Origin of the sequence: Pseudomonas sp. BN417, assembly GCF_029871205.1 — a bacterium.
GTDB lineage: Bacteria > Pseudomonadota > Gammaproteobacteria > Pseudomonadales > Pseudomonadaceae > Metapseudomonas.
Window position 1 is genome coordinate 1 of sequence record NZ_SSOJ01000153.1, and the last position, 26,892, is coordinate 26,892.

Annotated in this window: 22 protein-coding genes; 21 read left to right on the forward strand and 1 reads right to left on the reverse strand. The window is 57.7% G+C overall.

Annotated features, from left to right (window positions below; translation table 11 throughout):
- Positions 1 to 59: 59 nt before the first annotated feature.
- Entirely contained in the window at positions 60 to 1,199 is a 1,140-nt protein-coding gene (locus tag E8F11_RS24210) for an IS481 family transposase (RefSeq protein ID WP_280287593.1), read from the reverse strand.
- Between the two features lie 699 nt (positions 1,200 to 1,898).
- On the opposite strand from E8F11_RS24210, the gene E8F11_RS24215 reads away from it, so the two are divergent.
- The 21 genes from E8F11_RS24215 to E8F11_RS24315 all read left to right on the forward strand — a co-directional run bounded on the left by E8F11_RS24215 (position 1,899) and on the right by E8F11_RS24315 (position 26,270).
- A complete protein-coding gene (locus E8F11_RS24215; protein ID WP_280291548.1) occupies positions 1,899 to 2,501 on the forward strand; it encodes a S1C family serine protease in 603 nt (200 codons plus the stop codon).
- Between the two features lie 509 nt (positions 2,502 to 3,010).
- On the forward strand, positions 3,011 to 4,216 hold the full coding sequence (locus E8F11_RS24220) for an ISL3 family transposase (protein ID WP_280291455.1): 1,206 nt from the start codon (positions 3,011 to 3,013) through the stop codon (positions 4,214 to 4,216).
- 249 nt (positions 4,217 to 4,465) lie between these two features.
- Positions 4,466 to 4,900 (forward strand): low molecular weight protein-tyrosine-phosphatase, encoded by a 435-nt coding sequence (locus E8F11_RS24225; RefSeq protein ID WP_280291549.1) that lies wholly within the window; start codon positions 4,466 to 4,468, stop codon positions 4,898 to 4,900.
- 22 nt (positions 4,901 to 4,922) lie between these two features.
- Complete coding sequence (locus E8F11_RS24230; RefSeq protein ID WP_280291456.1) at positions 4,923 to 7,166, forward strand: polysaccharide biosynthesis tyrosine autokinase; 2,244 nt, start codon at positions 4,923 to 4,925, stop codon at positions 7,164 to 7,166.
- A gap of 78 nt (positions 7,167 to 7,244) precedes the next feature.
- Positions 7,245 to 7,751: a transcription/translation regulatory transformer protein RfaH gene (rfaH, locus tag E8F11_RS24235; RefSeq protein ID WP_280291457.1), complete on the forward strand. Its 507-nt coding sequence runs from the start codon at positions 7,245 to 7,247 to the stop codon at positions 7,749 to 7,751.
- 789 nt (positions 7,752 to 8,540) lie between these two features.
- Complete coding sequence (locus tag E8F11_RS24240; RefSeq protein WP_280291550.1) at positions 8,541 to 9,932, forward strand: undecaprenyl-phosphate glucose phosphotransferase; 1,392 nt, start codon at positions 8,541 to 8,543, stop codon at positions 9,930 to 9,932.
- Between the two features lie 1,525 nt (positions 9,933 to 11,457).
- Complete coding sequence (locus E8F11_RS24245; RefSeq protein ID WP_280291458.1) at positions 11,458 to 12,042, forward strand: hypothetical protein; 585 nt, start codon at positions 11,458 to 11,460, stop codon at positions 12,040 to 12,042.
- On the forward strand, positions 12,005 to 13,039 hold the full coding sequence (locus E8F11_RS24250) for a polysaccharide pyruvyl transferase family protein (RefSeq protein WP_280291459.1): 1,035 nt from the start codon (positions 12,005 to 12,007) through the stop codon (positions 13,037 to 13,039). The genes E8F11_RS24245 and E8F11_RS24250 overlap by 38 nt, the downstream gene beginning before the upstream one ends.
- A complete protein-coding gene (locus E8F11_RS24255) occupies positions 13,029 to 14,237 on the forward strand; it encodes a hypothetical protein (protein WP_280291460.1) in 1,209 nt (402 codons plus the stop codon). The genes E8F11_RS24250 and E8F11_RS24255 overlap by 11 nt, the downstream gene beginning before the upstream one ends.
- Complete coding sequence (locus tag E8F11_RS24260; protein ID WP_280291461.1) at positions 14,221 to 15,246, forward strand: glycosyltransferase family 1 protein; 1,026 nt, start codon at positions 14,221 to 14,223, stop codon at positions 15,244 to 15,246. Before E8F11_RS24255 ends, E8F11_RS24260 begins: the two co-directional genes overlap by 17 nt.
- 43 nt (positions 15,247 to 15,289) lie before the next feature.
- Entirely contained in the window at positions 15,290 to 16,408 is a 1,119-nt protein-coding gene (gene gmd / locus E8F11_RS24265; RefSeq protein ID WP_280291462.1) for a GDP-mannose 4,6-dehydratase, read from the forward strand.
- A gap of 2 nt (positions 16,409 to 16,410) precedes the next feature.
- Positions 16,411 to 17,388, forward strand: coding sequence for a GDP-L-fucose synthase (locus E8F11_RS24270; RefSeq protein WP_280291551.1), 978 nt, complete (start codon positions 16,411 to 16,413; stop codon positions 17,386 to 17,388).
- Positions 17,388 to 18,596 carry a glycosyltransferase WbuB gene (locus E8F11_RS24275; RefSeq protein WP_280291463.1) on the forward strand — a complete coding sequence of 403 codons (1,209 nt, stop codon included), beginning with the start codon at positions 17,388 to 17,390 and terminating at the stop codon, positions 18,594 to 18,596. The genes E8F11_RS24270 and E8F11_RS24275 overlap by 1 nt, the downstream gene beginning before the upstream one ends.
- A gap of 5 nt (positions 18,597 to 18,601) precedes the next feature.
- Positions 18,602 to 19,069 (forward strand): GDP-mannose mannosyl hydrolase, encoded by a 468-nt coding sequence (locus E8F11_RS24280; RefSeq protein WP_280291464.1) that lies wholly within the window; start codon positions 18,602 to 18,604, stop codon positions 19,067 to 19,069.
- 33 nt (positions 19,070 to 19,102) lie between these two features.
- Positions 19,103 to 20,512, forward strand: a complete 1,410-nt coding sequence (locus tag E8F11_RS24285) for a mannose-1-phosphate guanylyltransferase/mannose-6-phosphate isomerase (RefSeq protein ID WP_280291552.1) — start codon at positions 19,103 to 19,105, stop codon at positions 20,510 to 20,512.
- 124 nt (positions 20,513 to 20,636) lie between these two features.
- Positions 20,637 to 21,005, forward strand: a complete 369-nt coding sequence (locus tag E8F11_RS24290) for a hypothetical protein (protein ID WP_280291465.1) — start codon at positions 20,637 to 20,639, stop codon at positions 21,003 to 21,005.
- A gap of 244 nt (positions 21,006 to 21,249) precedes the next feature.
- The gene (locus E8F11_RS24295) at positions 21,250 to 22,356 is read left to right on the forward strand and encodes a polysaccharide biosynthesis/export family protein (RefSeq protein ID WP_280291466.1); all 1,107 of its coding nucleotides are present in this window, start codon (positions 21,250 to 21,252) and stop codon (positions 22,354 to 22,356) included.
- Between the two features lie 11 nt (positions 22,357 to 22,367).
- Entirely contained in the window at positions 22,368 to 23,024 is a 657-nt protein-coding gene (locus E8F11_RS24300) for a YjbF family lipoprotein (protein ID WP_280291467.1), read from the forward strand.
- Positions 23,021 to 23,791, forward strand: coding sequence for a capsule biosynthesis GfcC family protein (locus E8F11_RS24305; protein WP_280291468.1), 771 nt, complete (start codon positions 23,021 to 23,023; stop codon positions 23,789 to 23,791). Before E8F11_RS24300 ends, E8F11_RS24305 begins: the two co-directional genes overlap by 4 nt.
- Positions 23,788 to 25,878: a YjbH domain-containing protein gene (locus tag E8F11_RS24310; RefSeq protein ID WP_280291469.1), complete on the forward strand. Its 2,091-nt coding sequence runs from the start codon at positions 23,788 to 23,790 to the stop codon at positions 25,876 to 25,878. The genes E8F11_RS24305 and E8F11_RS24310 overlap by 4 nt, the downstream gene beginning before the upstream one ends.
- Complete coding sequence (locus E8F11_RS24315) at positions 25,875 to 26,270, forward strand: VanZ family protein (protein ID WP_280291470.1); 396 nt, start codon at positions 25,875 to 25,877, stop codon at positions 26,268 to 26,270. Before E8F11_RS24310 ends, E8F11_RS24315 begins: the two co-directional genes overlap by 4 nt.
- The last annotated feature ends 622 nt before the right edge of the window (positions 26,271 to 26,892 follow it).

Here is a 26,892-nt window from a genome sequence, read left to right on the forward strand (position 1 = left end):
GTGTTCAGCCGGGATAGATGGGTAACGCCTGTCGGGAGACATGGGTAACGGGTTGATGATCATGTCACGCGTTGCCTCAAGTCGAGTTGGCGCAGGGTCTTGTGGATGAACACCACATCGTAGACGCCCTCGACGGCGGTGGGGCGGATCGCGACGCGCTCCCCGTACAACCCCCCGCCGACGAACACGCGGCGGCCCTGGAAATTGATCTGTCCGATGCGCCCGACCTTGAGCACCCGGTCGCTCGCTTCGTAGTCCAGTTCCGGCAGTTGCTCCGGGTAGCTGCGCCGACTGGGCTGGTAGCGCGTGATCGGCGGCAACTGGCCCAGCGCCTCATGCGGGCGATCGTGGTTGTACTGCTCCCGCCAGTGCGCCATCGCCTGCTGGCAGTGCGCCAAGTCGCGAAACGCGCGGTGCAGCACTTCACGCTTGAGCGTCTGGTGGAAGCGCTCCAGCTTGCCCTGGGTCTGCGGATGGTGGGGGCGGCTGTGGCTGACCTCAATGCCGAGGCGCATCAGCCAGACCTCCAGGGCGGACAGTCCGCCGGCGATGTTCGAGCCCCAGGGCGGGCCGTTGTCGGCGGTGATCCGGCGTGGCAGGCCATAGCGGCGAAAGACCTGGATCAGGTGCGGCCGCACCAGTTCGAGGCGTTCGCCCTCGCAGGCTTCCAGGCAGAGGGCAAAGCGCGAGTGATCATCCAACAGCGTCAAGGGGTGGCAGCGCGGCGAGCCACCTGCGTTGAGATGGAAGTGGCCCTTGAAGTCCATCTGCCAGAGCTCGTTCGGCTGAGCGTGCTCGAACCGCTGCGTCGCCGGGACCTCGGCCGTCTCGGCGTGGTAGCGCACCTGGCAGCCCTGGCGGCGGAGGATGGCGTCGATGGTGCTGTGGTGGGGCCGCGCGAACTCGGCCGGCAGCAGGCTGCGCAGCTTGCGGGCGCCCCAGAACGGGAACCGGCGGTGCAGCTGCACCACCGCCTCCTCCAAGCGGGGGTCGCTGCGCCCCGGACTGTGCTGCGGCCGCCGCGAGCGGTCCTGCAACCCCGCCTCACCGTGCTCGCGGTGGCGCTGCAGCCATTTGTAGGCGGTTTTCGGGCTGATGCCGTAGCGCCGGCACAGCTCGCGCACGTTGCTCTGCGGCTGCTCGGCCAACCGCACGAACTCGCGTCGAATCGACATGGTGCTGCACTCCTGCCACGGCATCGCTCGAACTCCAATTCGAAGGATTCCGCAAGCCTAGAAGCGTTACCTATGTCTCCCGACACCCGTTACCTATGTCCCCCGGCTGAACACACGGCGCACCCTACCTGGTCAGCTCCGTCGCTCTAGCCAGACACATGGAGTCGTAACAGGTAGCGCCGCGGCAGGGTTTGAATACGCCGGTCGAGTCGCACTACCCGTGGGTGGCCATGCTTCGGCATCAGCCATCCAGCACGCGGCGACCACATGTCCTTCCGTCTAAAAGCCAAGCAGGAGCAAATGGCGGGCGGGCCGACAAGCCCCGCCAAAATAACGACTAGCGGGAACTACAAATTGGCCCATTGATCCTTCTGGATTGATTTGTATACGAATTAGCAGCGACGCAACCCCTTGGCGCGACGCACCTTTTGCAGCCGTAGCAGCAAATTGCCAGCCGCGCACCACACTCCAACATCCGGGCAATCCGGACCAGCGGTCATATGGCCAAACGCTATTTGACCTATATCGACGCGATCCAATGCGACTACCGTTCGTCACCCATAAGTGATGGCAACGGGCTTTACCTGATGAAGCAGTACAGGGGCACCGGCGGACATAACCCAGCCAGGAGAGGCGCCTCTTAACGCCAAACGTCGGTGAGCCACCATGCGCAAGATTGCCGCCATCTTCATGGCAGGAGCCTTGTGTGCAGGATGCAACGGAATGGTCAAACCTGATATTTCAGGTCCCACCACAGATACGTACTTCTCGATTTTCTCGGGCTTTCCGCTTCCCTACTTCTATATGGCTTCGGCCGTGCAGTGGAACGAGGAATACGCCGTCACCACTGCCCACACGCCGCTGATTCCCTACGAGAAGTACCGCTGCAGTACGGGCTGCGACCTGGTGTTCATACGGCACAAGGCCGACGGCAAAATACCGACGTGGCGCACCGCGCAACCGGGCGAAAACATCACTGCCGCGGGCTCCAGCCCTTATCTGGTTGGCGGCAGCAGCCATGGCAAGGTTTATCCGGCGCCCTTCCTCAATACCAATGAAGACAGCGGCGAGCTCTACGCCATTCATGACGCCCCCATCGCCAAGGGCATGTCGGGTGGCCCGGTGATGGCCGAAGACGGCAGCGTTGTCGGCATCAACATGGGCATCTACTCGGTAAACCTCAACGACGTCAGCCACCACCCGGGCTTGCAGGGGGCCCAGCGAATCAGCGTGTTCATTCCCTATTCGGTCATCCAGCGGGAATGGATGCTGCTCCAGGCGAAACTGCAGCCAACAGATGAGCGACGCCTCGCCACCATCAAATGACCCAGCGGCCCCTACATTTAATGTAGGAGCGAGCTTGCTCGCGAAGAGTCCGAGCACGACCTTTCGCTAGCAAGAACTCGGCGTCCCCCTCGCTCCTACAAATTCGGCGGCGAGCCAGCGCGTAGGGTGGAAATCCTTTTCGGGATTTCCACCATCGGTGTCTTGCACGCCTCGCTGGTGGATAGAAAAGCGCTATCCACCCTACCCGGCTGAACACCGTGCGCACCGATCCCGGGATCAGATCCGACGCCATACCCAACCACTGGTGCGCACGGCGCACCCTACCTGGTCGACTTCGTCGCTCTATCCAAACAACTTAAGTAACGGGCAGAGCCGGTTATTCATGACCCCGTCCTGAAACGTGGTTTTCCGAGTTCAAATGTCCCCACGCCCCACCCCAGGCCAAACATTTGGTTCTTCGCGGATTTCCGGGGAGCCCTGAAAAAAGAACGGCGATTTGGTTGAAGATGTTTGTGCGAGCAAACCCTTAAACCGAAACCGCCGTTCTGATGCCGAATGCTACCGCTTTCCCCCCACTCTGGGAGGGGTTTTCTGTTGTCTCCATCGATTCCGAAACCGAAGCGCTGCAGATCGAGCTGAGGCCCGATCCGCGGCGGGTGCCCCGTTGCGGCGGTTGTCAGCAGCCTTGCCCGGCCGTGCACGAGTACTGCACGCGGCGCATCCGCGACCTGCCCATCCTGGGACGTCCGGTGCGGTTGCGGGTGCACTTGCGGCGCCTGGCCTGTAGCGGCTGTGGCCGGCGGGCCGAGTGGGTCAGTTGGCTGGGACGCCATGCCCGCCTGACCCGGCGCTTGGCCGAGGCGGTGGCGCTCTGGTGCGCACGCCTGCCGACGCGGCATGTCGCCGAGCTGTTCGGCTTGCACTGGGGCACCGTGCGCCTGCTCGAGCGACGCCGCTTGCAGGCGCAACTGAGCGCGCTGCCGCCGGCCGTACCGAGGCGCCTGGTGATGGACGAGTTCGCCCTCTACAAGGGGCATCGCTATGCCAGCGTGGTGCTGGATGCCGAGACCCGGCGGGTGCTGTGGATCGGCGAAGGGCGCAGCCGCGAGGCCATCCGCCCATTCTTCGAAGCCCTGGGGCCGGCCGGTTGCGCCCGCATCGAGGCGGTGGCCATGGACATGAACACCGCCTTCGACCTGGAGGTGCGCCAGCACTGCCCGCATGCCCGGGTGGTCTATGACCTGTTCCATGTGGTGGCCAAATACGGCCGCGAAGTGCTCGATCGGGTGCGGGTGGATGAGGCCAATCGGCTGCGCCACGACAAGCCGGCGCGCCGCGTGATCAAGCAGGCGCGTTGGCTGTTGCTGCGCAATCCGGAAAACCTGCGCCAGCCCGAGCAGCAGATCCACCTGCAAGAACTGCTGAACGCCAACCAGACGCTGATGACCGTGTACCTGATGAAGGCCCAGCTCAAGGGGCTGTGGACGGCCCCCAGCGTTTGGCAGTGGCGGGCGACCTGGAAGCAGTGGCTACGCCATGCCGAGGAAAGCCAGATCCCGGCGCTGATGCTGTTTGCCAAACGCCTGAGTGGCTACTGGCGCGGCATCCTCAGCCGGGTGCGCTGGCCCATGCATACCGGCCAATTGGAGGGCATCAACAACCGCATCAAGGTGATTAAGCGCATGGCCTACGGCTACCGGGACAGCGACTTCTTTTTCATGAAAATTAAAGCCGCCTTCCCCGGAAATCCGTGAAGAACCAAACATTTGCCCCCCTGCCCAGGGCCAATATCTCGGACCGAGGCTCTTTCCTATGGCAGAAAGCGACCAAGGAGTCTTGACCCTCATCCCCGCCCCCCCTACAGTTGCCCCCCTTCACGCTCCCCAGCAGTTGCGAAATTCTGGGGATGCCGTATCGGGATGCTGGAACGGAATCCGCTTTCCTCCTTCGCAGCACACCCGCGCGGCTGTAAAAAAACGACCCTGCAACCCGTGCTGGCCCTTATGTTCAAGAACATCCTGGTTGTCTGCGTAGGCAATATCTGCCGCAGCCCGACCGCCGAAGCCCTGCTCGTATCCAGACTCGCCCCGCGCGGGATCGCCGTCGCCTCCGCGGGCATCCATGCCCTGGAGGGCAAGCCCATGGATGCCACCGCACTCGAAGTGCTGCGTGAGCATGGCGGGGACCACCCCGACCACCAGGGCCGCCAACTGACCCGCGAAATGCTGCGCCAGTACGACCTGATCCTCACCATGGAGCAGGGTCATATCCAGCGGATCACGCAACTGGCGCCAGAAGCACGCGGCAAGACCTTCCTTCTCGGCAAATGGCAGGGCAATCAGGAAATCCCTGACCCTTACCGCCAGCAAAAACCTGCCTTCGAACATGTCTATCAGCTGATGGCGCAAGGCGTCGAAAGCTGGTCGCAAAAACTCTGACCCCTTTGAAGAAGCGCTCCAGATGACCAGCCAAAACAGCCTGCCCGTCCAAGACAACCACGACGAAGACGACATTGACCTGCTCGCACTGCTCGGCACCCTGCTCGACAGCAAGTGGCTCATCGTCGGCATCACCTCCTTCTTCACCGTGCTTGGCGCCGCCTATGCCGTGCTGACCCCGCCGGTGTACCAGGCCAACGCCCTGGTGCAGGTGGAGGAAAAGAAAGGCGGTCTGGCAGCCATGACCGGCATGTCGGAAATGACCGAGATGTTTGGCGGCACCTCGGCGGCCGTCACCGAAATAGAGCTGATCAAGTCCCGCTCCGTCCTGGGGCAGGCGGTGGAAAACCTCAAGCTCGACATCATCGTCGAGCCCCACTATTTCCCGCTGTTCGGCCAGTTCGTGGCGCGGCGCTTCCAGCCGGTCGGCGAGCACGAAGTAGCCGAACCGGTCTTTGGTCTTATCAGCTATGCCTGGGGTGGCGAAGTACTGGACGTCTTCCAGCTGGAGGTGCCGGAGGTCTACCTCGGCGAAGAGCTGACCCTGCAAGCCGACGGCAACGGCGCCTTCACCTTGCTGAACGAAGATGATGAAGTGCTGCTCAGCGGCAACGTCGGCGAGCAACTGGACCAGAATGGCTTCAAAGTGCAGATCGCCAAGCTGGATGCCAATCCGGGCACCCTGTTCAGCGTATCCAAGCAACGCCGCCTAAGCACAATTCTCCAATACCAGAAAGACCTTTGGGCGAGTGAAAAGGGCAAGGAGTCCGGCATCATTGGCCTCTCCCTGGAAAGCGAAGACCCGGCGCAGGCCACCCGGGTGCTGGATGAAGTTAGCCGCCTTTATGTCTTGCAGAACGTCCAGCGCAACTCCGCCGAAGCCGCGCAGAGCCTGGAGTTCCTCCAGGGCCAGCTGCCGGAGGTGCGCAAGCAACTGGAAGCGGCAGAAGCCAAGCTGAACACCTACCAGACCAGTGCCCGCTCGGTGGACATCACCATCGAAACCAAGGCGGTGCTGGACCAGATCGTGTCCCTGGAAACCCTGATTTCCGAGCAGAAGCTCAAGCGTGCTGAAATGGAGCGCCGCTTCACCCGGCAGCACCCCAGCTACCAGGCGCTCATCACCCAGATGAGTCAGCTGGAACAGACCAAGCGCGACCTGATGAAGAAGGTGGAAAACCTGCCGGAAACCCAGCAGGAACTGCTGCGCTTGACCCGCGACGTGCAGGTGAGCACAGAGATCTATACCCAGCTGCTGAACAAGTCCCAGGAACTGGACATCCTGCGCGCCGGTACTGTGGGTAATGTGCGCATTATTGACGCCGCCGATGCCAACATCGAAGAACCGATAAAGCCCAAGAAGCCGCTAATTGTTCTGATCGCAACCCTGCTGGGCGGGCTAATTGCGGTGGCCTATGTGCTGGTGCGCAAAGCCCTGAACCGTGGCGTGGAAGACCCGGACGTGATCGAGCAGATGGGCCTGCCAGTGTATGCCTCCATCCCCCACAGCAAGGTGCAGGCTACCCACGAACTGAACTTCAAGGGCAAAACCAAAGACGCCACCAACAGCAGCTCGCACCTGCTGGCCGTGACCAACCCGGCCGACCTGGCGGTGGAATCCCTGCGCAGCCTGCGCACCAGCCTGCACTTCGCCACCCTTGAGGCGAAGAACAATATCCTGATGATCTCCGGCCCCAGCCCCACCGTGGGCAAGTCCTTCGTGTCCAGCAACCTGGCCGTGATCGTTGCGCAGACCGGGCAGCGGGTTCTGCTGGTGGATGCCGACATGCGCAAGGGCTACGTCCACAAGATGTTCCGCCAGGAGGCGGAAAATGGCCTTTCCGACCTGCTGGCCGCCCGTATCGATCTGGACAAGGCGACCACCCGCACTGAAGTGGAAAACCTGGACCTGATCACCCGTGGCCAAATTCCGCCAAACCCCTCCGAACTGCTGATGCACGCCAACTTCACCCAGTTCCTGGAGCAGGCCAGCAGCCGCTACGACCTGGTGATCATCGATACCCCGCCGATTCTGGCGGTTACCGATGCCGCCCTGGTGGGCCGCCAGGCCGGCACCAGCCTGATCGTGACCCGCTTCGGTATGAACGCCGCCAAGGAAATCCTGCTGACCAAGCGCCGTTTCGAACAGAACGGTATCGACCTCAAGGGCGCCATCTTCAACGCCGTTGAGCGCAAGGCCTCGGCCTACGGCTACTACGGCAACTACGCCTACTACCAGTACGAGTACAAATCGGACAAGGCATAAGCCCACCCAGTCCCCTCTCCCGCAAACGGGAGAGGGGACAAGTAGCCAAGCCTCAGATCGAGAAGGGAGGTGAATTGCATGGAAGGCCAACTTGCAGCCCCCCGCTGGTACCTGATCCAGTGCAAGCCGAAGCAAGATGCGCGCGCGCAAGAGCACCTGCATCGCCAAGCTTTCACCTGCTTCCGGCCCACCCATTGCGTAACGCGCTTGCGTGCTGGTCGAAAACAGCAGCACGTTGAATCACTCTTTCCCGGCTACCTGTTCATTCAACTGGACCAGGTGAATGACAACTGGCTCCCGATCCGCTCCACTCGCGGCGTCAGCCAACTGGTGTGCTTCGGTGGCCAGCCGGCAGCCATAGCCGATGAGCTTGTCGAAGACCTGAAGCAACGCCTCACCTCCCCCCTACTCCCCGAACCCGACCTGAGCGCAGGCGATCGCGTCCGCATCAAGAGCGGCAACCTGAAGGAGTTGGAGGCCATCTTCCTGGCCAAGGACGGAACCGAGCGCGTACTTATCCTCCTGCAACTCCTGCAACGCCAGCACACCTTGAGCGTCCCGCTGGATAGCATCGACAAGCTCTGACGATTCCGCCGACCAAGGTGTGGGCGTTCTTAACGAGCGCCTCAAAAAAAGACGCCGTCCGTCGGAACTTTATCCTGGGGAATGCGTCGGATTAGCGCGTAGGAAATATGCCATTCATGTCGTAGGCATATTTCTGACTCACCGGTCATCCGCAAGATAGACACATTTTTGAAACGTCAACTTTTCGACGAGCGGTGTAGGTTGACGCTCTTCACAATCTCGGATGAATCCGTAGAATGCCCACGCAGGAACAGGCAAGGCCTCTTCCCGCAGGATGTAAGGCAACTGCCTACAGGCAGTTACGTCGTCAGGGAATGACTCTCCCCTGCAAAGCGCTAGCCGAGCACAGACTCGGTACGCCCGCTTTCATCCACTCCAACCACTGCCGCTTCGGGCCATGCCCGAGGCAAGCCATCGCCTGTGGCGATCGTTCTCAGGGAATCGACGAGTAACCCTGGGGCGGTAGCGTGCCAAAAGCACGATCGGACCAAATCCGAAATCCAGAGCAACACAAGGCAGGGCCACAAGCCCAGGGTAACCCGGACAAGGTTCGGAAACAGACAAGGAAGCACCGCGGAATTTCGTATTGAAACCACACCGCTAGCCCCAGGAAGGCAGGCTAGCTTCCCGATCGTAGCGTCGCCCCCAGGACAGGTAACAGTCGTGCCCACACACACTCAGGCAGCAGCTCAACGGCCCCAGGCCCAACGCCGCACCGCGCCAGGCGCTCCCCAACAGGCCATCAAGGCCCGCCACAATGCCGCCGGTACGCGCACCAGCCAGATCAACCTGATCAGCAAGCGGGAAAACACCACACCGGACGCGCGCGGCCTGACGTTCTGGGGCCAGTGGGCAGCCGCAATCGGCATGCTAACATTGCTGCTCTGTGCCCTGGCCATGGGCAAGACTGGGCATATCGAAACCCAATACCGCATCCTCGCCCTGTACACCCTGCTGGGTTCCGTGCCGGCCTATTCGCTGATGCGCGTCTACCACAAGCATCATGGCTACGTGGTAGGCCTGGGTCGGCTGCTGGCCGGCTGGCTGGTCCTGCTTTCCGGCCTGACGGTGATCGCCTTCCTCACCAAGACCAGCGAGCTGTTCTCCCGCGAGATCATCATCACCTGGGCGGGCGCCGGATTCATCATTCAGGCCTGCCTGTTCCTGCCCCTGCATGCCTTCTCCCGCCGTTACCACCAACAGCTTCAATCCGCCCGCACCTCACTGGTGATCGGCACCGGAGACCTGGCCCAGGAGCTGGCCGACAAGCTGGTGCGCAAGCGTAACGAGCCCTTGGTGGGCCTGGTGACCGCCGACGATCACCCTCACCTGGATGACGGCCTCTACCCCATCGTCGGCAACCTGAGCCATCTGCGCGAACTGATCGCCACCCACAAGGTGCGCCGTCTTTACATCGCCCTGCCCCTGTCCGCCGCGGACCAGATTGAAGGGCTCTACATCGACCTGCTCGATGCCAACGTCGACGTGGTGTGGATCCCCGACCTGCAAAGCTTGAAGCTGCTCAACCACTCGGTAACGGATATCGATGGCCTGGCCGCGATCAACCTCAACGAAAGCCCGCTCACCAGCTACCCCACAGGCGCGCTGACCAAGGCCGCACTGGACCGCAGCGTCGCCCTGCTGGCCATCCTGTTCCTGAGCCCGCTTCTGCTCGGCACCGCCCTGGCGGTGAAGCTGTCCTCTCCGGGCCCGGTACTCTTCAAACAGAAGCGCCATGGCTGGAATGGCAAGGTCATCAAGGTCTGGAAGTTCCGCTCCATGCGCGTGCATGCCGATGCCCAGGTGAAGCAGGCCACCCGTGAAGACCCACGCATCACCCGCGTTGGCCGCTTCATCCGCCGCACCTCCATCGACGAGCTCCCACAGTTGTTCAATGTGCTGCAAGGCCGCATGTCCCTGGTGGGCCCGCGCCCGCACGCCGTCGCGCACAACGACTACTACACCGGCAAGATCGACGCTTACATGGCCCGTCACCGCATCAAGCCTGGCATTACCGGCCTGGCACAGATCAGCGGCAGCCGGGGCGAGACGGAAACAATCGACAAGATGGAAAGACGCGTAGAGCTGGACCTGGCCTACATCAACAACTGGTCCATCTGGCTGGATCTCAAGATCCTGATCAAAACGCCATTCACCCTGCTATCCAAGGACATCTACTAATCCTGAACGCCTGCTCGACTCCGGTAGGAGCGAGCTTGCTCGCGAATGAATCGTTTCCTGCCCCTTATCAGCAGAGAGGGTCTGCCTCGCAGATACCTGCCTCGTTAGCATGATTTACGGCACCCGCCCCAGGATCGGAGCGGGCTCAGGAACGAGCTAAAGGACTGACACCCATGCGTTACCCGGATATCCAGCACCACGGCGCCACCAACGGCGTAACCGGCTCTTACCATCAATTATTGATGGATGACCAGCACAGCCTGCTGGCTGATTGCGACCTGTTTCAGAACGCGGACATTGAGACTAAAATCGGCAGAGCGCGCCCACTAGCTTTCAGCTTCTACCGCAACGAACGGGAATGCATCGTTCACCACGCAACGTCTTCCCGTCCCCCTTTTCCCCTCCGCCTGAAAGTAGGGCCGTGGATGAAGGGAGCCGCCAAAGTACCATCAACTGGCCCATCCTCACGGTCATCCTCGACTCCTAGCCGGTCACCCGCTCCTACCGCTACCGCCAATGCTTTTATCGTGACGCAGAACTTACGGCGTCGATATCTGCAGCCGGTGGCTATTCCGCCCGCGCAGAACAGAAGGACAGGCGAGTTGCGTCGCAAGTATGCGACATTAGTCGACCTAGATCCGGCTGGGTCATAGTGAGAATGATAGTAAAGCTGCACTATTCAGAGACTTGAAGTTGCACTCTTGAATTAGTAGCCGCGAGAGCAGCCCCAAAATTAACCCAAAAGAATACAAGCCCCTTTAGCACCATGGCAGAAATATTTCTAACTACGACATCCTTGCTAATATCATTTCTTCCCCTAGCCATTATAATATCAAAGCTAAGGAATAGAATCAGACACAACCCCTACTCGGCAGAATCCATATTTATTGCCACATTCTTTATATTTTATTTCTTTGACACCCTATACTCAACAACAAATTATACGAACTCATTCACAATATCAGGCCTGCACTTTAAGTTCACCACAATAAATTTGGCGCTTCTTTCATTCTATTACTGCGCAAGTGCAGCCATTGTAATCGCAATACTATCCATCAACAGCAATGCACGAAATAAAAAAATATCTGATAACATAATTAAAACATCCGAAACATTCTCCCATCCGATTCCGCTAAACGTATCCAGAGCACTAATTTATACTTCTCTATTTTGGCTCGCCGGAAAAATTTATAGCTACGGATTTAGTGAATATTTTCAAAACCTCGCAGCTCGATCACTTATTTTTTCCGACACAACCACCGAAAACGCACTTATTTCCGCATGCATCTCCATTTATTCACTAATAATATCTTGCCGATACGCCTCAAACCCTAGACCCACCAGACTTCTGCTCGATGCCGCTCCACTTTTGGTCGCCATAATCCTTACTGGCGCGAGAGCAACTCTTGTTGAATTTGCTTTCATCTTTCTCTTCATAAATAACTATCACTCAAAAAGATTTAGGCTAACCAAGAAAATAATTGCTGCACTGGCACTCTCGGCAATAGCACTTACCCAGTTCGCCATGAGCACAAGAATTCACTCGGACACCGAAATACAAGGTGTGCTCTCAACGATATTCGAAACCGAGCAAATTCCGCAATCAGAAAACGGACTAAACATTCTTGAGCGGAACTCACAACAAAACACCATCCCCACCAGCCTAATTGCATTTTTACCGCGATCAACCCTTGAGGCCGCCGGCATCGATAAAGGTTATGGAGCTAATGCCACCTACACCCAAGAATTTGTTACATATCGCTGGATAGATCAGAATTCGCAGATCTCATTGGGCGGCCTTAATGAACTCCTTTACAACAGCAATGTAATTGGCGCGCTATTTACCGTTATCTTGGGCTCATTACTAGTAAAACTCATAATAGATATCTCATCTCGAAGTAGTCTCTTGGTATTTTTGACGCCAGCAATTTCGTGGAGTGCCTTTCAATTTTTGCGAGGCGACCTATACCACACAACGAACAAAATCTTCACTTACCTGACGGCACTTTTGCTATTCGCAGCCATCATTAAAGTTGTAGAAATCATAAAAGCACCTCACAGAAAGCGAAGAAATGAAAAGAGCACTAATCATCGGACTCTCTGGATATAATTTAGGCGACGAAGCCATCGCCGTTGCCACATACCTTGAATTAAGAAAGAAGTACCAGACAGTCTCAGCGACAACAGTCAAGTCAGGAACACTAGGAAAATATGGAATTCCGGAAATAGTTTTTAATCGGAGATCAATAAGATCGTGGTTTCAGATTTGCAAAGAGATGGCATCTTCTGACACCGTATATATCGGGGGCGGCTCTCTCATCCAAGACAAATTAGGAATCGGCCTAATAAGCGGAGTGCTTAGTTTCTTCTTGCAGTCCGTCATAGCGTCCAAGCTTCTCTCAAAAAGAGTCACGACCCTTCCTATTGGAGCCGACCAACTAAATACGAAACTAGGAAAGGCTTACGCAAAAACTGCTATCGCACTCCTGGGCAAGCTAAACCTTAGAGACCAAGCATCCGAGAACGTTATAAAATCCATATCACCAAATAAATCTACTCAAGTATATGCAGACCCAGCATACTTATTACCGTCCCCCACAGCGATTGCCACTCAAAAAAAGGTTCTTATTTCCTTAGTTCTGGAAAATCTTGACGAAGAAAAGCTTCGACAAATTCACTCTGGCATAACTGAAGCCTTCAACCAAAACCAAAGCGATCTATTCTATATCGCAATGGAGCGACGAGAGTCAGACGAACTCTCTCTATACCAAAGCCTCGGCATCCCCGCGGACAGGATTATCATTCCCTCGGATATAAACGAAGCAATCATGGAAATCCGAAACAGCAGACTGCTAATTGCCATGAGATTGCATGCGTTAATACTGGGGCACGGGCACGTTCCGCTAATTGGCATATCAAGAACTACGAAAACCGCTGCCTTTTGCATGGAAGGAAATGTCCCAATACTTGATATCGAGAATATCCCAGAAAATGTTAGCGACGCGCTAATAAAAATGAATGAATTAACCGACAAAAAATTCAAAGACCAGCAAGACGCTTCTGCTAAAAAAAATCAACTAGCACGCAATTTCTTTAATGATAATTAAAGTTGCAAAATCCGCCGCCGCACGCGGAATAAACATTGCCTCTGCATTGGCCTGCGCAATCATAATTGGAAAGAATTATGGTGCGGCCGCCTTTTCAGAGTACGCATTCTCTATTTCCTTTATCAACATTGCATCAGCAATTTGCCTTCTTGGCTTTGAAATATCGATCAATAGAGAGTACTACTCGGAGTCATTCAATAAAAACAAAAAGATAGCAGGGCTACTCACTACCATTGCAGTCTTCGTAATATCATGCCTGGCCATTGAAGGTTACGAAGGTATAACCAATAAAGTTCTAACCACGCAGAACCTGCTGCTTGCCACTCTCATCTCGTTGATAACTTTCTATCTCTCCAACATCATAAAATATGAAAAGTCAGCTTATGTTTATGAATTCATTCGCGGCGGAGGGATCAATACAGCCTGTTTCCTCCTACTTCTCCTCCGCCCAATAAGTTCTTCGGAGATAGAAAGCCACTTGCTGGTGCTTTACAGTGCTCTGGCAATTTTTCTTGTCTGCTTGATTGCACTTTACCCCAGCAAGAAAGAGTCAAACTCCAAGAAAAAATCAAGCATAACGAGCTTTATAACAAGCTCTATAAGCCTGAGTTTTGCGGCAATCGCATCTTCAATAATAATTTCTGGAGACCTAATTCTCTCAAAAATTTTCCTACCTCAGGAAAGTTATGAAACGATGGCCCTATTGAGTCGAATATCCTTTTTTTTGGCTATTCCCTTTGTACTTCTCAACAATAATCAGTCTGTAGAAATAACAAAACTGAAAGGGGGCTGGCCACTCCCCAAAAGAATAGTAACCAATTTTGGTCTAGCAACTATTCTATGCACAGCAATGCTGCTTCTTTCCGAAACTTACCTAGGGCTCTTTTCAAGTTCAAATATTAGCGAAATCCAGAACAAAATAATCGTTGCAATGCTTATTGCTCATGCCGCAAATATAAGCTCGGCAGGGTTGGTTCCTTACCTTGCATGCACAAAGAAAGCGTACTTGAATACCGCAGTAGCAGCTTCACTTTTATATTTTGCATTCTTTTACGCCTTTATAAACAAGGCGATCGACGAACCTCCAGAATTAAAGTTCTCACTGGCACTATACTCAACCCTTTTTATCCTAAAAATATCGATAATCACCTTATCTCTTTTAGCGCATAGAAAAGTTAATCATGATATTCATAGATAACATCGTAGCAACCCTACAGCGGACCGGCGGAATAAGCATATTATTCAGAGAGCTAGAGCAGCGGTTAACACGAGACAAAATTGCATTTACCAAAATAAGCTATGACCAAACAGAAACATCGCCCGGGCATATTCAAACAAGACCCCGCCCCCTGGAAAGATATCGTCCTTGCAAACTAAAGCATCCCAAGCACACGTCGATATTTCACTCCACCTACTACAGAATCCCTGCCCAAAAAGACAATCTCAGAATCATAACAACAGTTCATGATTTTACTTACGAGAAATTTGTTGGCGGACTGCGAAAATTAGTTCACTCAACCCAAAAAAACCACGCAATAAAAAATTCTGACGCAATAATATGCGTATCGCACAATACAAGAAATGACCTCTTGGACCTCCTGCCTGACATAACGCCTGAAAAAATATTCGTGGTCCACAATGGAGTATCCAGTGGATTCTACCCAGCGAAAGAAAGAGCACTGAAAAATCAAGTGCTCTTTGTTGGGCAGCGTGGGCGATACAAGAACTTCTTAAGCGTAGTAAAGGCTCTATCAATGCTAAACGAGATATCCATCTCTTGCGTAGGTGGAGGTCCCTTCACAAAAGAGGAGTTTGAAATACTTGAAAAAAACATCCCTGGTCGGTACAAGCACCTTGGCTATATAGACGAGTGCGAACTAAATAGTCAATACAACAACTCCATTGCATTGATATACCCATCTCTCTATGAAGGGTTTGGCATTCCCGTTATAGAGGCCATGCGAGCAGGATGTCCAGTGATAGCAGTAAATTCGTCATCTATACCAGAAGTGGCTGGCGACGCAGCACTTCTGATGGAAAGGGGAACCCCCGACGAAATAAAGTCTGCCCTAGAGAAATTAGAGCAATCTGAATATAGAGAAAAATTAATTTCGCTTGGTATAAGCCAAGCGGAAAAATTTAGCTGGGAAAGGACTTATCAAGAAACACTTTCCGTATATCGCCAACTACTACCCAATTCAATCTAAGCAAATCTAGCAAGCCAAATTTTCAAAAGAAAAGGATTAGAAATTGAAAAAAGCCCTCATTACCGGCATCACTGGCCAGGACGGCTCCTATCTCGCAGAATTTCTGCTGGAAAAGGGCTACGAAGTCCATGGCATTAAGCGTCGTGCGTCCTCCTTCAACACTCAACGGGTCGACCACATATATCAAGACCCGCACGTTGACAACCGCAACTTCGTACTGCATTACGGAGACCTTACAGACTCTTCCAACCTCACCCGTATCATTCAAGAAGTTCAGCCCGACGAGGTTTACAACCTGGGGGCGCAATCCCACGTTGCGGTGAGCTTCGAGGCGCCTGAATACACGGCTGACGTCGATGCCATGGGCACGCTGCGAATCCTCGAAGCCATTCGCCTGCTGGGGCTGGAGAAGAAGACTCGCTTCTACCAAGCGTCCACATCCGAGCTGTACGGTCTGGTGCAGGAAATTCCGCAGAAGGAGACCACTCCTTTCTACCCGCGCTCGCCCTATGCAGTGGCCAAGATGTACGCCTACTGGATCACGGTGAACTACCGTGAGGCCTATGGCATGTATGCCTGTAACGGCATCCTTTTCAACCACGAGTCGCCGCGCCGTGGTGAGACCTTCGTAACCCGCAAGATCACCCGTGGCCTGGCCAACATTGCGCAAGGTCTGGAGCAGTGCCTGTACATGGGCAATATGGATGCCCTGCGTGACTGGGGCCATGCGAAGGACTATGTCCGCATGCAGTGGATGATGCTGCAGCAAGAGCAGCCGGATGACTTCGTGATCGCGACCGGCGTGCAGTACTCCGTGCGTGAATTCATTCGCTGGTCGGCCGCCGAGCTTGGCGTTTCCCTGCGCTTCGAAGGCCAGGGCGTCGACGAGATCGCCGTCGTTGAGCGCATCGAAGGCGATAATGCACCGGCACTCAAAGTCGGCGATGTGATTGTTCGCGTCGATCCGCGCTACTTCCGCCCCGCTGAAGTCGAAACCTTGCTGGGTGACCCCACCAAGGCCAAGCAGAAGCTGGGCTGGGTCCCGGAAATCACCGTGCAGGAAATGTGCGCCGAGATGGTCCGCGAAGACCTCAAGGTTGCTAAGCGCCATGCACTGCTTAAAGAGCACGGCCACGAAGTACCGGTAGCAGTGGAGAACTGATGATGGCGCGTGATCTTGATCAGACCATCCTCGTTGCCGGGCACCGGGGGATGGTCGGTTCCGCGATCGTTCGGAAGCTGCTGGCCTTGGGCTACGGACGCGTCATTACCGCGGCTCGTGACGAGTTGAATCTGCTTGACCAGAAGGCGGTGCAAGACTTCTTTGCATCGCAACGGATCGATCAGGTCTACCTGGCCGCTGCCAAGGTGGGCGGTATTCATGCGAACAACACCTACCCGGCCGAGTTCATCTACGAGAACCTGATGATCGAGGCCAATATCATCCATGCCGCGCACCAGAGCGGCGTGCAAAAGCTGCTCTTTTTGGGCTCCTCGTGCATCTATCCCAAGCATGCCGAACAGCCGATGCGCGAAGATGCATTGCTGACCGGCATTCTTGAGCCAACGAATGAGCCGTACGCCATTGCCAAGATTGCGGGGATCAAACTCTGCGAAAGCTACAACCGCCAGTATGATCGGGACTACCGCAGCGTGATGCCGACCAATCTGTATGGTCCGCACGACAACTACCATCCCGAGAACAGCCATGTAATTCCGGCGTTGCTTCGCCGCTTCCATGAAGCGACTCAGCGTGGCGACGAGGAAGTGGTGATCTGGGGTAGTGGCAAGCCGATGCGCGAATTCCTGCATGTGGACGACATGGCGGCAGCCAGCGTCCATGTCATGGAACTGGACAGCACTACCTACCAGGCCAATACCCAGCCGATGCTCTCGCATATCAACGTTGGAACTGGCGAGGACTGCACCATTCGCGAGCTGGCTGAGACCATTGCGAAAGTTACCGGCTTCAATGGGCGGCTGACCTTCGATGCCAGCAAGCCAGACGGCACACCAAGGAAATTGATGGATGTGTCGCGCCTGAAAGCGCTTGGCTGGCAGGCCAGCATCAGCCTGGAGGATGGCCTTCGCAATGCCTTTGGCTGGTATGTCGAGAACGTAGGCCAAGCACGGACGCGCTGATGAAGATCCTTCTGTATGGCATCAACTACAGCCCAGAGCTCACAGGAATCGGCAAGTACAGCGGTGAGATGGCTCGCTGGTTCGCCGAGCAAGGACATGAAGTACGGGTGGTGACTGCCCCGCCCTACTACCCCGAGTGGAAGGTTCGCCCAGGATTCGACTCGAGGCGCTTCATGAAAAGCACAGAGGATGGTGTAACAGTCATCCGCTGCCCGCTTTATGTGCCTGCAAAGCCCAGTGCGCTTAAACGCATACTGCATCTGGTCAGCTTTTCCTTGTCCTCGTCACTGGCGATGCTGGCGCAACTCCGCTGGAAACCGGACCTGGTCATGCTGGTGGTGCCGACCCTGTTCTGTTCACCACAGGCTCTTCTCGTGGCCAAGCTGACCGGCGCTAAGTCGGTGCTGCACATCCAGGACTATGAAGTGGATGCACTGTTCGGGCTTGGTATTGCACGAGGCGGAATGCTCAAGCGATTCGCCTTCGCCGTGGAACGGACGGTTATGCGTGCCTTCGATAGGGTAACGACCATCTCCAGTGGCATGTTGCAGCGTGCTCGGCAGAAGGGCGTCGCGCCAGAAGACCTGCTTTTCTTTCCGAACTGGTCAGAGGTTGCTCGCTTTAGAGACATCGATCGTTCTCCGTCCCTGCTTGAGCGCCTTGATGTCAACTTGAGCAAGAGAGTGCTGCTCTATTCCGGCAACATCGGGGAAAAGCAGGGGCTGGAAACCGTGATAGAAGCGGCCGAGCGACTGCAGCACCGACACGACCTCGTGTTTCTGATCGTTGGTGAGGGCGCGGGGAAAGCACGTTTGCTGGATCTGGTGCAGCAAAAGAGGCTGGACAACGTGGTATTCGGCCCCTTGCAACCCTATGAGGACTTGCCATCGCTGCTGGCATCGGCAGATTGCCATCTGGTCATCCAGAAAAGGGGGGCTGCCGACGCAGTACTTCCGTCAAAGTTGACCAATATCCTCGCAGTGGGCGGCAATGCCTTGATCACAGCTGACCCGGATACCAGCTTGGGCTTGCTTTGCAGTGAGCATCCAGGCATCGCAACGCTGGTTGAACCGGAGTCAGTCGCTGCATTGATCACCGGGATCGAGCAGGCTCTGGCAATGCCGTCGCCGAACGTTGTTGCCACTGAGTATGCGCGCGACTTTCTCGATAAGGACAAGATCCTGAAGCGCGTTTTGGCCGAGGTTTGACACAGATGTGGCTTAACAGTGAAACATTCCGCGCGGTGGTGGCATCGACTCCATTGGTGTCGATCGATCTCGTGGTGCAGAACCAGGAGGGATCCATTCTCCTCGGCCAACGCCTTAACCGGCCTGCCCAGGGATTCTGGTTCGTGCCTGGCGGGCGAATCCTGAAGAACGAGTCTTTGGATGAGGCATTCAGCCGACTTACCGACGTAGAGCTTGGCCGCCCCTTTCAACGCTGCAAGGCCCAATTACTGGGCGTGTATGAGCACTTCTATTCCGACAGCATTTTCGCCGACCAAGGCGATGGCCCGGATACGCATTACATCGTGCTTGGCTATCGAATCGTTCTACCGGCGACGGAAACGCTGCAGCCACCGCACGCTCAGCATGATCGGTACCGCTGGTGGACGCCCGCTGAAGCCCGCTTGAGTGCTGAGGTCCATGACAACACCAGGGCATACCTGGACGCCCTGTAGTAACTCGCCAAAGAACATTAAAGGATGCTCAATATGTTTCTCCCAGTAATCATGGCTGGCGGTTCTGGCTCGCGCCTTTGGCCCCTGTCGCGCCAACTCAACCCCAAGCAGTTTCTGCCGCTGGCTGACGCTGACCTCTCAATGCTGCAGGCAACCATCAAGCGCCTTGAAGGTTTGGGTAGCGGCCTTCCTCGCCTGATCTGCAACGAGCAACACCGCTTTCTGGCCGCAGAGCAGTTGAGGCTGCTGGGTTTGGAACAATCCAAGATCCTGCTCGAGCCGGTTGGCCGCAACACCGCTCCGGCTATTGCGCTGGCTGCGTTGCAAGCTTGTGAAGAAGCAGACGATGCGATTCTGCTAGTGCTGGCAGCGGATCACCTGATTCAGGACGTAGAAGCGTTCCAGGCCAGCATTCAAACCGCTTTGCCTCTGGCGGAAGCGGGGAAGCTGGTCACCTTCGGCATCGTGCCCACCCACCCGGAAACGGGCTATGGCTACATCGAGCGCGGCGGCAAGGTAGGCGACGGTGGTTTTGCAGTGAGCCGCTTTGTGGAAAAGCCGAATCTGGCGACTGCTCAAGATTATCTGGCCACTGGCAGCTACTACTGGAATAGCGGGATGTTCATGTTCCGCGCCAGCCGCTATCTGGAAGAGCTGCAGCAGTTCCGCCCTGACATTCTTGCGGCTTGCCGCAAGGCTTTGGCCGGCGGCTCAGAAGATCTGCACTTTACCCGCGTTGATACGGCAGCTTTCACTGAATGCCCTGAGGACTCCATCGACTACGCCGTCATGGAGAAAACCCAGGATGCGGTCATGGTGCCGCTGGACGCTGGCTGGAGTGATATCGGCTCATGGTCCGCGCTTTGGGATGTGAGTGAAAAGGATGAGCAAGGGAACGTCTTCAAAGGCGACGTGCTGGACCAGCGCTCAAAGAACACCTATGTGCATGCCGACAACCGGCTGGTTGCAACCGTAGGCGTTGAAGACTTGATCATTGTGGAAACCAAGGATGCTGTCCTGGTTGCCCACAAAGACCATGTACAAGACGTGAAGAAGATCGTTGAACAGCTGAAAACCGACGCACGCGAAGAGCACATCAACCACCGCGAAGTTTACCGCCCCTGGGGTATGTACGACTCCATCGACAACGGCCATCGCTACCAGGTCAAACGCATCACCGTGCAGCCAGGCGCCAAGCTGTCGGTGCAAATGCACCATCACCGCGCCGAGCATTGGATTGTGGTCAGCGGCACCGCCAAGGTCACCAATGGCGATCAGACCTACCTCGTGACCGAAAACCAGTCGACCTATATACCGATTGGGCAGGTTCATGCCCTTGAAAACCCGGGCGTTATCCCGCTTGAACTGATCGAAGTGCAGTCCGGCTCATATCTGGGCGAGGACGATATTGTGCGTTTCGAGGACAAGTACGGCAGGGCCTAAGCCGAACAAAAGCCCCATCGAGCCAAGTTCAGCGCGGCTCCCGGCTTGCAATGCACACTATTTATCCATACCCTTTGACACCAACCGTTCCTTAGGGACATCCGCTCACAAAAGGAGCATGAACGTGAAAAAACTTCTGGCACTTGCCGTTATCGCCAGCCTCAGCACGCCGCTGATGGCCGCCCCCCCCGCCGCTGGTGCTGCACAGACCGGCACCGCCAACGCCGCGACCAAATCGGCAACTGGCGCCCAAAACGCTTCCAAGGCTTCCAACGCCATTGCCAACAAACCTGGCGCCACCCAGGGCCTGAGCCTGTCCACCCCGGTTGCCGGCGGCATTACTGTGGGTACCGGCCTGGCAATCGGCGCAGCAGCCATTGCAGCCGGTGTTGCCGCTTCCAATAGCGGCGGCGGCGGCAACGACAACACCCCGGGCACTGGCGGCACCACTGGTACCACTGGTACCACCGGCACCACCGGCACCACCAACTAAGCCCTGCGCTTAGCCGCTGTACCCTGATACCTCCCAGCTGTGCTGGGAGGTTTCGCATTCGGGCTGTAACTTCCGGCCCCGGTTGATCGTCACATAAGCCCAGCTTCCTTGCGCCCTACTGCGCATAGCCTCACGGCACGCTCCTGCTGGCTACGGCATCAACCTGAAAACATGACCCTTTACCTCTGATACCGGCGCTGCCACCTGCGGTCAGGCCTGTATTACTGCACAAGACCACCTGACCATGACTCGCGCACTTCCCCTGGCCATGCTGCTTGGCCTCACCCTGCAAGGCTGTATGTTCTCCCCTGGCCAACACATGGATTCCGGCAACCTGGTGCGCGAAGGTTCGCCGGAAAGCAGCCGTATCGAGTTGGTTCCCATTACACCGAAGCTGGTGGCCATCGAGAACGGCATGAACGGTGCGAAGCTGGCGCCGGAGCTCTTGAGCTATCAGCCCGAGGAGTACCGCATCGGCGCGGGTGACCTGGTCTACATCACCGTGTGGGATCACCCAGAGCTCACAGCCCCTTCCGGTCCGCAACAGCAGATCGAGGCCAACGGCCGCCTGGTGCGCCCGGATGGCTCGCTGTTCTATCCCTATGCGGGCAATGTCGAAGCCGCGGGCAAAACCATCGAAGAATTGCGCGCACTGATCGCCTCCCAGCTCACCAGAGTGGTAGCCGAACCGCAGGTGGACGTGAGCGTGCTGCGTTTTGCCAGCCAGAAGGTGATTCTCTCCGGCGCCTTTGGCAAGACCGGCCCCGTACCGGTCACCAATACGCCCCTAAGCCTTTTGGATGCCGTCGGACAGGGCGCTGTTGTTGCGAACGCTGCCGATATCTCCGGCCTGGTGCTCAAGCGCGACGGTCGCGAATATGTCATCGACCTCGACACCCTGAACCGCAAAGACTCGATCCTTCACAACATTTACCTGAAGGACGGCGACCAGCTCCACCTGCCCTACAACGACAACAAGAAGGTCTATTTGCTGGGCGAGGTGAATGCCGCCCGCGCCCTGTTCTTCAAGGGCAGCAGCATGAACCTCACCGATGCCCTGGGCAGCGTTGGCGGTCTGCGCCAGGAAACCTCCAGCGGCAAGGAAGTCTATGTGATCCGTGGGGTGGATGACCTGCAGCGCGACGTCGCCAAGGTCTACCAGCTCAACCTCAAGTCTCCTTCCGCCTTCATCCTGGCCGAGCACTTCAAGTTGCAGCCGCAGGATGTGGTCTATGTCGGCCCAGCCGATGTCACCCGCTGGAACCGCTTTATCAGCCAGGTGTTCCCCACCGCCAACCTGCTGCGTACCGGGGTCGCCATTCAGGATGACATGAGCGACAACAGCAACTGAGAGCCAGTGACGTGAAGATAACGCGCCTGGCCATGCTGCCCCTGGCCGCTCTACTCAGTGCCTGCAACCCGTTGATGACGGCCAGCCTGGATACTCTCAAGGCTGCCGTGCAGGGGCCTGAGCCCCTGGAGCTGACTCGCGAGCAGGTCGATGCCGTTCCCTATTACCAGATCGTGATCACCGCCCCCACCGGGGAGGCGGTGATGGCACTGGTGCGCCTGCAGGAAGGGGTGGAGTTCTGGCTTGCCTCGACCCAACAGGTGCTGATGATGAAGGACGGCCTGGCCATCCGCTCCGTGGGCTTCAACGACAACCTGGACGGTACGCACTTTATAGGCGAATCGCCCTTTCGCACCGGCCTGCACCGCATCCCGGATGGCCTGCGCGCCGAGCGCCAGGTGGATTTTGCCGGGCGCTACCAGATGGGCGCCCGCCTGATCAGCCATTTCGAGAAGCAGGGCCTGGAGACCGTTCGCATCCTCGACCGCGACCTGGAGCTGTTGCGCGTCGATGAGCACATCGAGATACCCGGCCTGGGCTTTTCAGCCCGCAACCAGTACTGGGTGGACCCCGCCGACGGCTTCATCCTGGCCAGCGTCCAGCATGTAACCCCCGAGCTGCCTTTGCGCATCATCCAGGTGCGCCCGATGAAACCGAACGCACAATGAGTCTTCCCGCATCCTGGTTGCTGCTTTGCAGCGCCCTGTTCGTTTGCGCCGCTAGCGCCGCCCCCACCGTAACGGTTGAGGGTGATGCCGCCGAGCCCGGCCCCTATTCCATCACGTCAGAAACACGCCTCCATGATGTGCTGCTGCCTGCACAGGTAAGCCCCAATGCCTACCTGCTGGGCGCGGCCTGGCTGCATCGCCCGCTGCGCGAGAAGCAGACACGCCTGAAGCTCGGCGTGCTGTTCGACCTGGCCGCCCTGGAGCGCAATGCGCTGCTGGATAACCGCCCGGCCCTGGCCGAGTTGGCCAGACGCCTGACCGACAAGGTGCAGGCGATGCCGGTAACTGGCCGCCGCCTGGCCGTGCTCGACCCGGTGAGGGTGGAGCTGAACCGCGAGCACAACCCCGTGCTCAGCGCCGGCGACCGCCTGCTGTACCCGCCAAGACCTGACTTTGTGCGGGTGGAGGGCGCCGTGCAGGCGGAGTGCAGCTTGCCTTTCGAGCCGTTCAAACCCGCGCGGGGCTACCTGGCGGCCTGCCCCCGGCATGCCGAGGCCGACTCGGATGAGCTTTTCGTGGTCCAGCCTGATGGCCAGGTGCAGCGCCAGGGCGTTGCCCTGTGGAACCGCCAGGAGGCGCCGCCACCGGCGCCTGGCGCACGCATTTATGTGCCGGTGCGCGGTGCCGGCATGGAAGACCCGACGCCGGACCTGAATGCGGAGTTTGCGGCCTTTATCGGCACCCAGCCGCTGGAGGTGGCCCGATGAAGCGCCACTTCCTGCCCTGCCTGTTGCTGGGCTGCACTGTCTGTGCCCAGGCGGAACCCCGCTATACCCAGAATGACTTCGGTGGCGTTGGCCTGCTGCAGACGCCCACTGCGCGCATGGCGCCTGCCGGCGAGTTGTCGGTGAACGCCAACCGCACTGACCCTTACAGCCGCTATAGCGTCTCCTTCCAGCCCTTCGACTGGCTGGAGGGCACCTTCCGCTATACAGCAATCAGCAACCGGGATTACGGCCCTGAAAGCCTCAGTGGCGACCAGAGCTACAAGGACAAGGCCATCGATGCCAAGGTCCGCCTGCTCAAGGAGAGCCACTGGCTACCGGAAGTGGCATTGGGCGGTCGCGACGTGGGTGGTACCGGCCTGTTCTCCAGCGAATACTTTGTTGGTAACAAGCGCCTGGGCGATTTCGACCTTAGCCTGGGTCTGGCCTGGGGCTATATCGGCAATCGGGGGGATATCGACAACCCCGTCAGCATCGTCCTTGGCGATAAGTTCGATGAACGCCCCCGGGCTACTGGGACGGGTGATGTCAACACCAACCAGTACTTCCGTGGAAGTCCGTCCTTTTTCGGTGGCGTGAACTACCAAACGCCGTGGGACCCCCTGTCGATCAAGCTGGAGTACGAGGGCAACGACTACCAGAAGGAGCCGCAGGACAACAACCAGGTTCAGGACTCCCCCATCAACCTGGGCCTGGTGTTCAAGGCCAGCGACTCGGTGGACCTGCATGCTGCCTGGGAGCGCGGCAATACCGCGATGTTCGGCATCACCCTGCACACCAACTTCGCCACCCGCAAGGCGCCGGCCAAGACCTTCGACCCGCCGGCCGAGAAGGTGCAGGCGAGTATGCCCACGGTGGCGCCTGAGGATGTGAAATGGGCAGGCGTGGCCCAACGCCTGCAGAAGAATGCCGGTTACCGCGTGGAACGCATCGCCCAGCGCGACTCGGAGCTGATCGTCTATGGCGAGCAGACCCGCTACTTCCACCAGCCCAAGGCGGTGGGCCGCGCTGCACGCATTCTCGACAACAGCGTGAACGACGAGATCGACTGGTTCACCGTTGTGGATAACCGCAATGGTGTGCCAATACAGGAAATCAGCCTGCCCCGCGAGACCTTCCGCGAGGTGGCCCTGAAGGATCGGCCAGTGGAAGACCTGCGTCGCACCACCGAGCAGAATGCGCCGGTGCCGCACCAGGAAAAGGAGCTGTTCGCTCAGGAGCTGTCGCCGTTCACTTATGGTCTGGGCCTGGGCTACAAGCAGAACGTCGGCGGCCCGGATGGCTTCCTGCTCTACCAGTTCACCGCCGACCTGACCGCCGAATACCGCTTCCAGCGTGACCTCTGGTGGAACGGCATGCTCAGCGGGAACCTGGTGAACAACTTCGACGACTTCAAATACACCGCGCCGAGCAACCTGCCGCGGGTGCGCACCTTCCTGCGCGAGTACATGACCACCTCGGATGTGACCATGCCCACCTTCCAGCTGAACAAGGCACGTCAGCTGGACGAGGACCTCTACGGCATGGTCTATGGCGGCTACCTGGAATCGATGTTCGCGGGTGTGGGCGGCGAACTGCTGTATCGCCCGATGGGCGAGCGCTGGGCCATTGGTGGTAACTGGAACTGGGTGCAACAGCGCGACTTCGAGCAGGACTTCGGCCTGCGCGACTACAACGTGATGACTGGCCATGTGACCGGCTACTACCGCTTGCCCTTCGAGGACATCCTCGCCGCTGTCAGCGTGGGCCGCTACCTGGCCCGGGACTACGGCTTTACGGTCGACCTCTCGCGGGAGTTCCGCAATGGTGTGCGCTTCGGTGGTTTCGTGACTCTCACAAACGTCACCCAGGATGAGTACGGTGAAGGTAGTTTCAGCAAGGGCATCTACTTCTCTATTCCCTTCGACGAGCTGATGGCCAGCTCCACCATGCGCCGGGCCAACCTGGCATGGACGCCGCTGACCCGTGACGGTGGTGCCTCCCTGGGCCGCAGCTACTCGCTCTACTCCCTGACCGAGGGACGCAACATCGACTTGTTCCACAACAACTTCGACAAGGTGGTGGAATGAACCCTGTCTGGACCACCCGTCTCGCGCGCCTGGGTTTCTGCGCCGTGCTGCTGGTGATCCTGCTTGCCGGCCTGCGCAGCGATCCGGTGCCCGAGGCCTTCGAAAACCAGGACAAGCTGCACCATTGGGTGGGTTTTGCCTGCCTCACGCTGAGCGCCTGGCTGGCCTTTCCACGTACCCGGTTGCCGTGGCTGTTCCTGTGGCCCTTCCTGGTGTCCGTGGGCGTCGAGCTGGGGCAGGAACTGCTGCCCCTGCGCACGGCATCCCTGGCCGACATCGTGGCCAACGTGCTGGGCGTGCTGAGCGGCATTGGCTGCACGCTGGTCTTGCGCCGGTTCTGGTCGCCTGGCCAGGTCGAGCAAGCCGGCGAGCCCGAGGTGGATGCCTCGTAAAAGTCCTGCTGGTAGCCAGGAGCCCGGCTAGCACCCGGGGATATCCCAACCATGGGCCTCGGTTTTCACGAATGAATTCTCAACCATAGCGATAGGCGCCACGTCTCGACTTGTGGGGGCGATTTCAATCGCATAGGGCAGCGCAGTTGCCCCCTGGGGTATTGCAGGCCGAACCTGCGGTCCGGTTAGCGAATGAATTCGCCCCCACAAAAAAGCGCTGTCCGCCCTACGACGTGCGGATCCGCACTTCCGCCTCATTCCCGGTGGGCCGGGCGGCGCTCCGTTTTAGCCGAATCGGCCCCTGCCCGACGCTCAACCGCTGGTGCGCACGGCACACCCTACCTGGTCAACTCCGTCGCTCTAGCCAGACAACTTGAGTCGTCACAGGCAGAGCCGGTGACTCAGGACGTGGTTTCCCACGTTCAAATGAATTCGCCCACACACGCAAAAAAAGCGCTGTCCGCCCTACGAGGTGTGGAACCGCACCTTCGCCTCATTCCCGATGGGCCGGGCGGCGCTCGTCTTTAGCCCACGCTGACCTCGGTTGGTGGGCTGAAGCCCACCCTACGGGCGCTCCGAGCGGGGACCGGCTTCACTGATACGAACGCAGCCCGCCCCAGCC

Coding starts and splice junctions, on each gene's coding strand:
- E8F11_RS24245 (WP_280291458.1), top strand. CDS start 11,458: ATGAGCACAAGAATTCACTCGGACACCGAAATACAAGGTGTGCTCTCA.
- E8F11_RS24225 (WP_280291549.1), top strand. CDS start 4,466: ATGTTCAAGAACATCCTGGTTGTCTGCGTAGGCAATATCTGCCGCAGC.
- E8F11_RS24280 (WP_280291464.1), top strand. CDS start 18,602: ATGTGGCTTAACAGTGAAACATTCCGCGCGGTGGTGGCATCGACTCCA.
- rfaH (WP_280291457.1), top strand. CDS start 7,245: ATGGAAGGCCAACTTGCAGCCCCCCGCTGGTACCTGATCCAGTGCAAG.
- E8F11_RS24230 (WP_280291456.1), top strand. CDS start 4,923: ATGACCAGCCAAAACAGCCTGCCCGTCCAAGACAACCACGACGAAGAC.
- E8F11_RS24250 (WP_280291459.1), top strand. CDS start 12,005: ATGAAAAGAGCACTAATCATCGGACTCTCTGGATATAATTTAGGCGAC.
- E8F11_RS24260 (WP_280291461.1), top strand. CDS start 14,221: ATGATATTCATAGATAACATCGTAGCAACCCTACAGCGGACCGGCGGA.
- E8F11_RS24215 (WP_280291548.1), top strand. CDS start 1,899: ATGGTCAAACCTGATATTTCAGGTCCCACCACAGATACGTACTTCTCG.
- E8F11_RS24295 (WP_280291466.1), top strand. CDS start 21,250: ATGACTCGCGCACTTCCCCTGGCCATGCTGCTTGGCCTCACCCTGCAA.
- E8F11_RS24275 (WP_280291463.1), top strand. CDS start 17,388: ATGAAGATCCTTCTGTATGGCATCAACTACAGCCCAGAGCTCACAGGA.
- E8F11_RS24310 (WP_280291469.1), top strand. CDS start 23,788: ATGAAGCGCCACTTCCTGCCCTGCCTGTTGCTGGGCTGCACTGTCTGT.
- E8F11_RS24305 (WP_280291468.1), top strand. CDS start 23,021: ATGAGTCTTCCCGCATCCTGGTTGCTGCTTTGCAGCGCCCTGTTCGTT.
- E8F11_RS24220 (WP_280291455.1), top strand. CDS start 3,011: ATGCCGAATGCTACCGCTTTCCCCCCACTCTGGGAGGGGTTTTCTGTT.
- E8F11_RS24255 (WP_280291460.1), top strand. CDS start 13,029: ATGATAATTAAAGTTGCAAAATCCGCCGCCGCACGCGGAATAAACATT.
- E8F11_RS24210 (WP_280287593.1), bottom strand. CDS start 1,199: ATGCCGTGGCAGGAGTGCAGCACCATGTCGATTCGACGCGAGTTCGTG.
- E8F11_RS24285 (WP_280291552.1), top strand. CDS start 19,103: ATGTTTCTCCCAGTAATCATGGCTGGCGGTTCTGGCTCGCGCCTTTGG.
- E8F11_RS24315 (WP_280291470.1), top strand. CDS start 25,875: ATGAACCCTGTCTGGACCACCCGTCTCGCGCGCCTGGGTTTCTGCGCC.
- E8F11_RS24270 (WP_280291551.1), top strand. CDS start 16,411: ATGGCGCGTGATCTTGATCAGACCATCCTCGTTGCCGGGCACCGGGGG.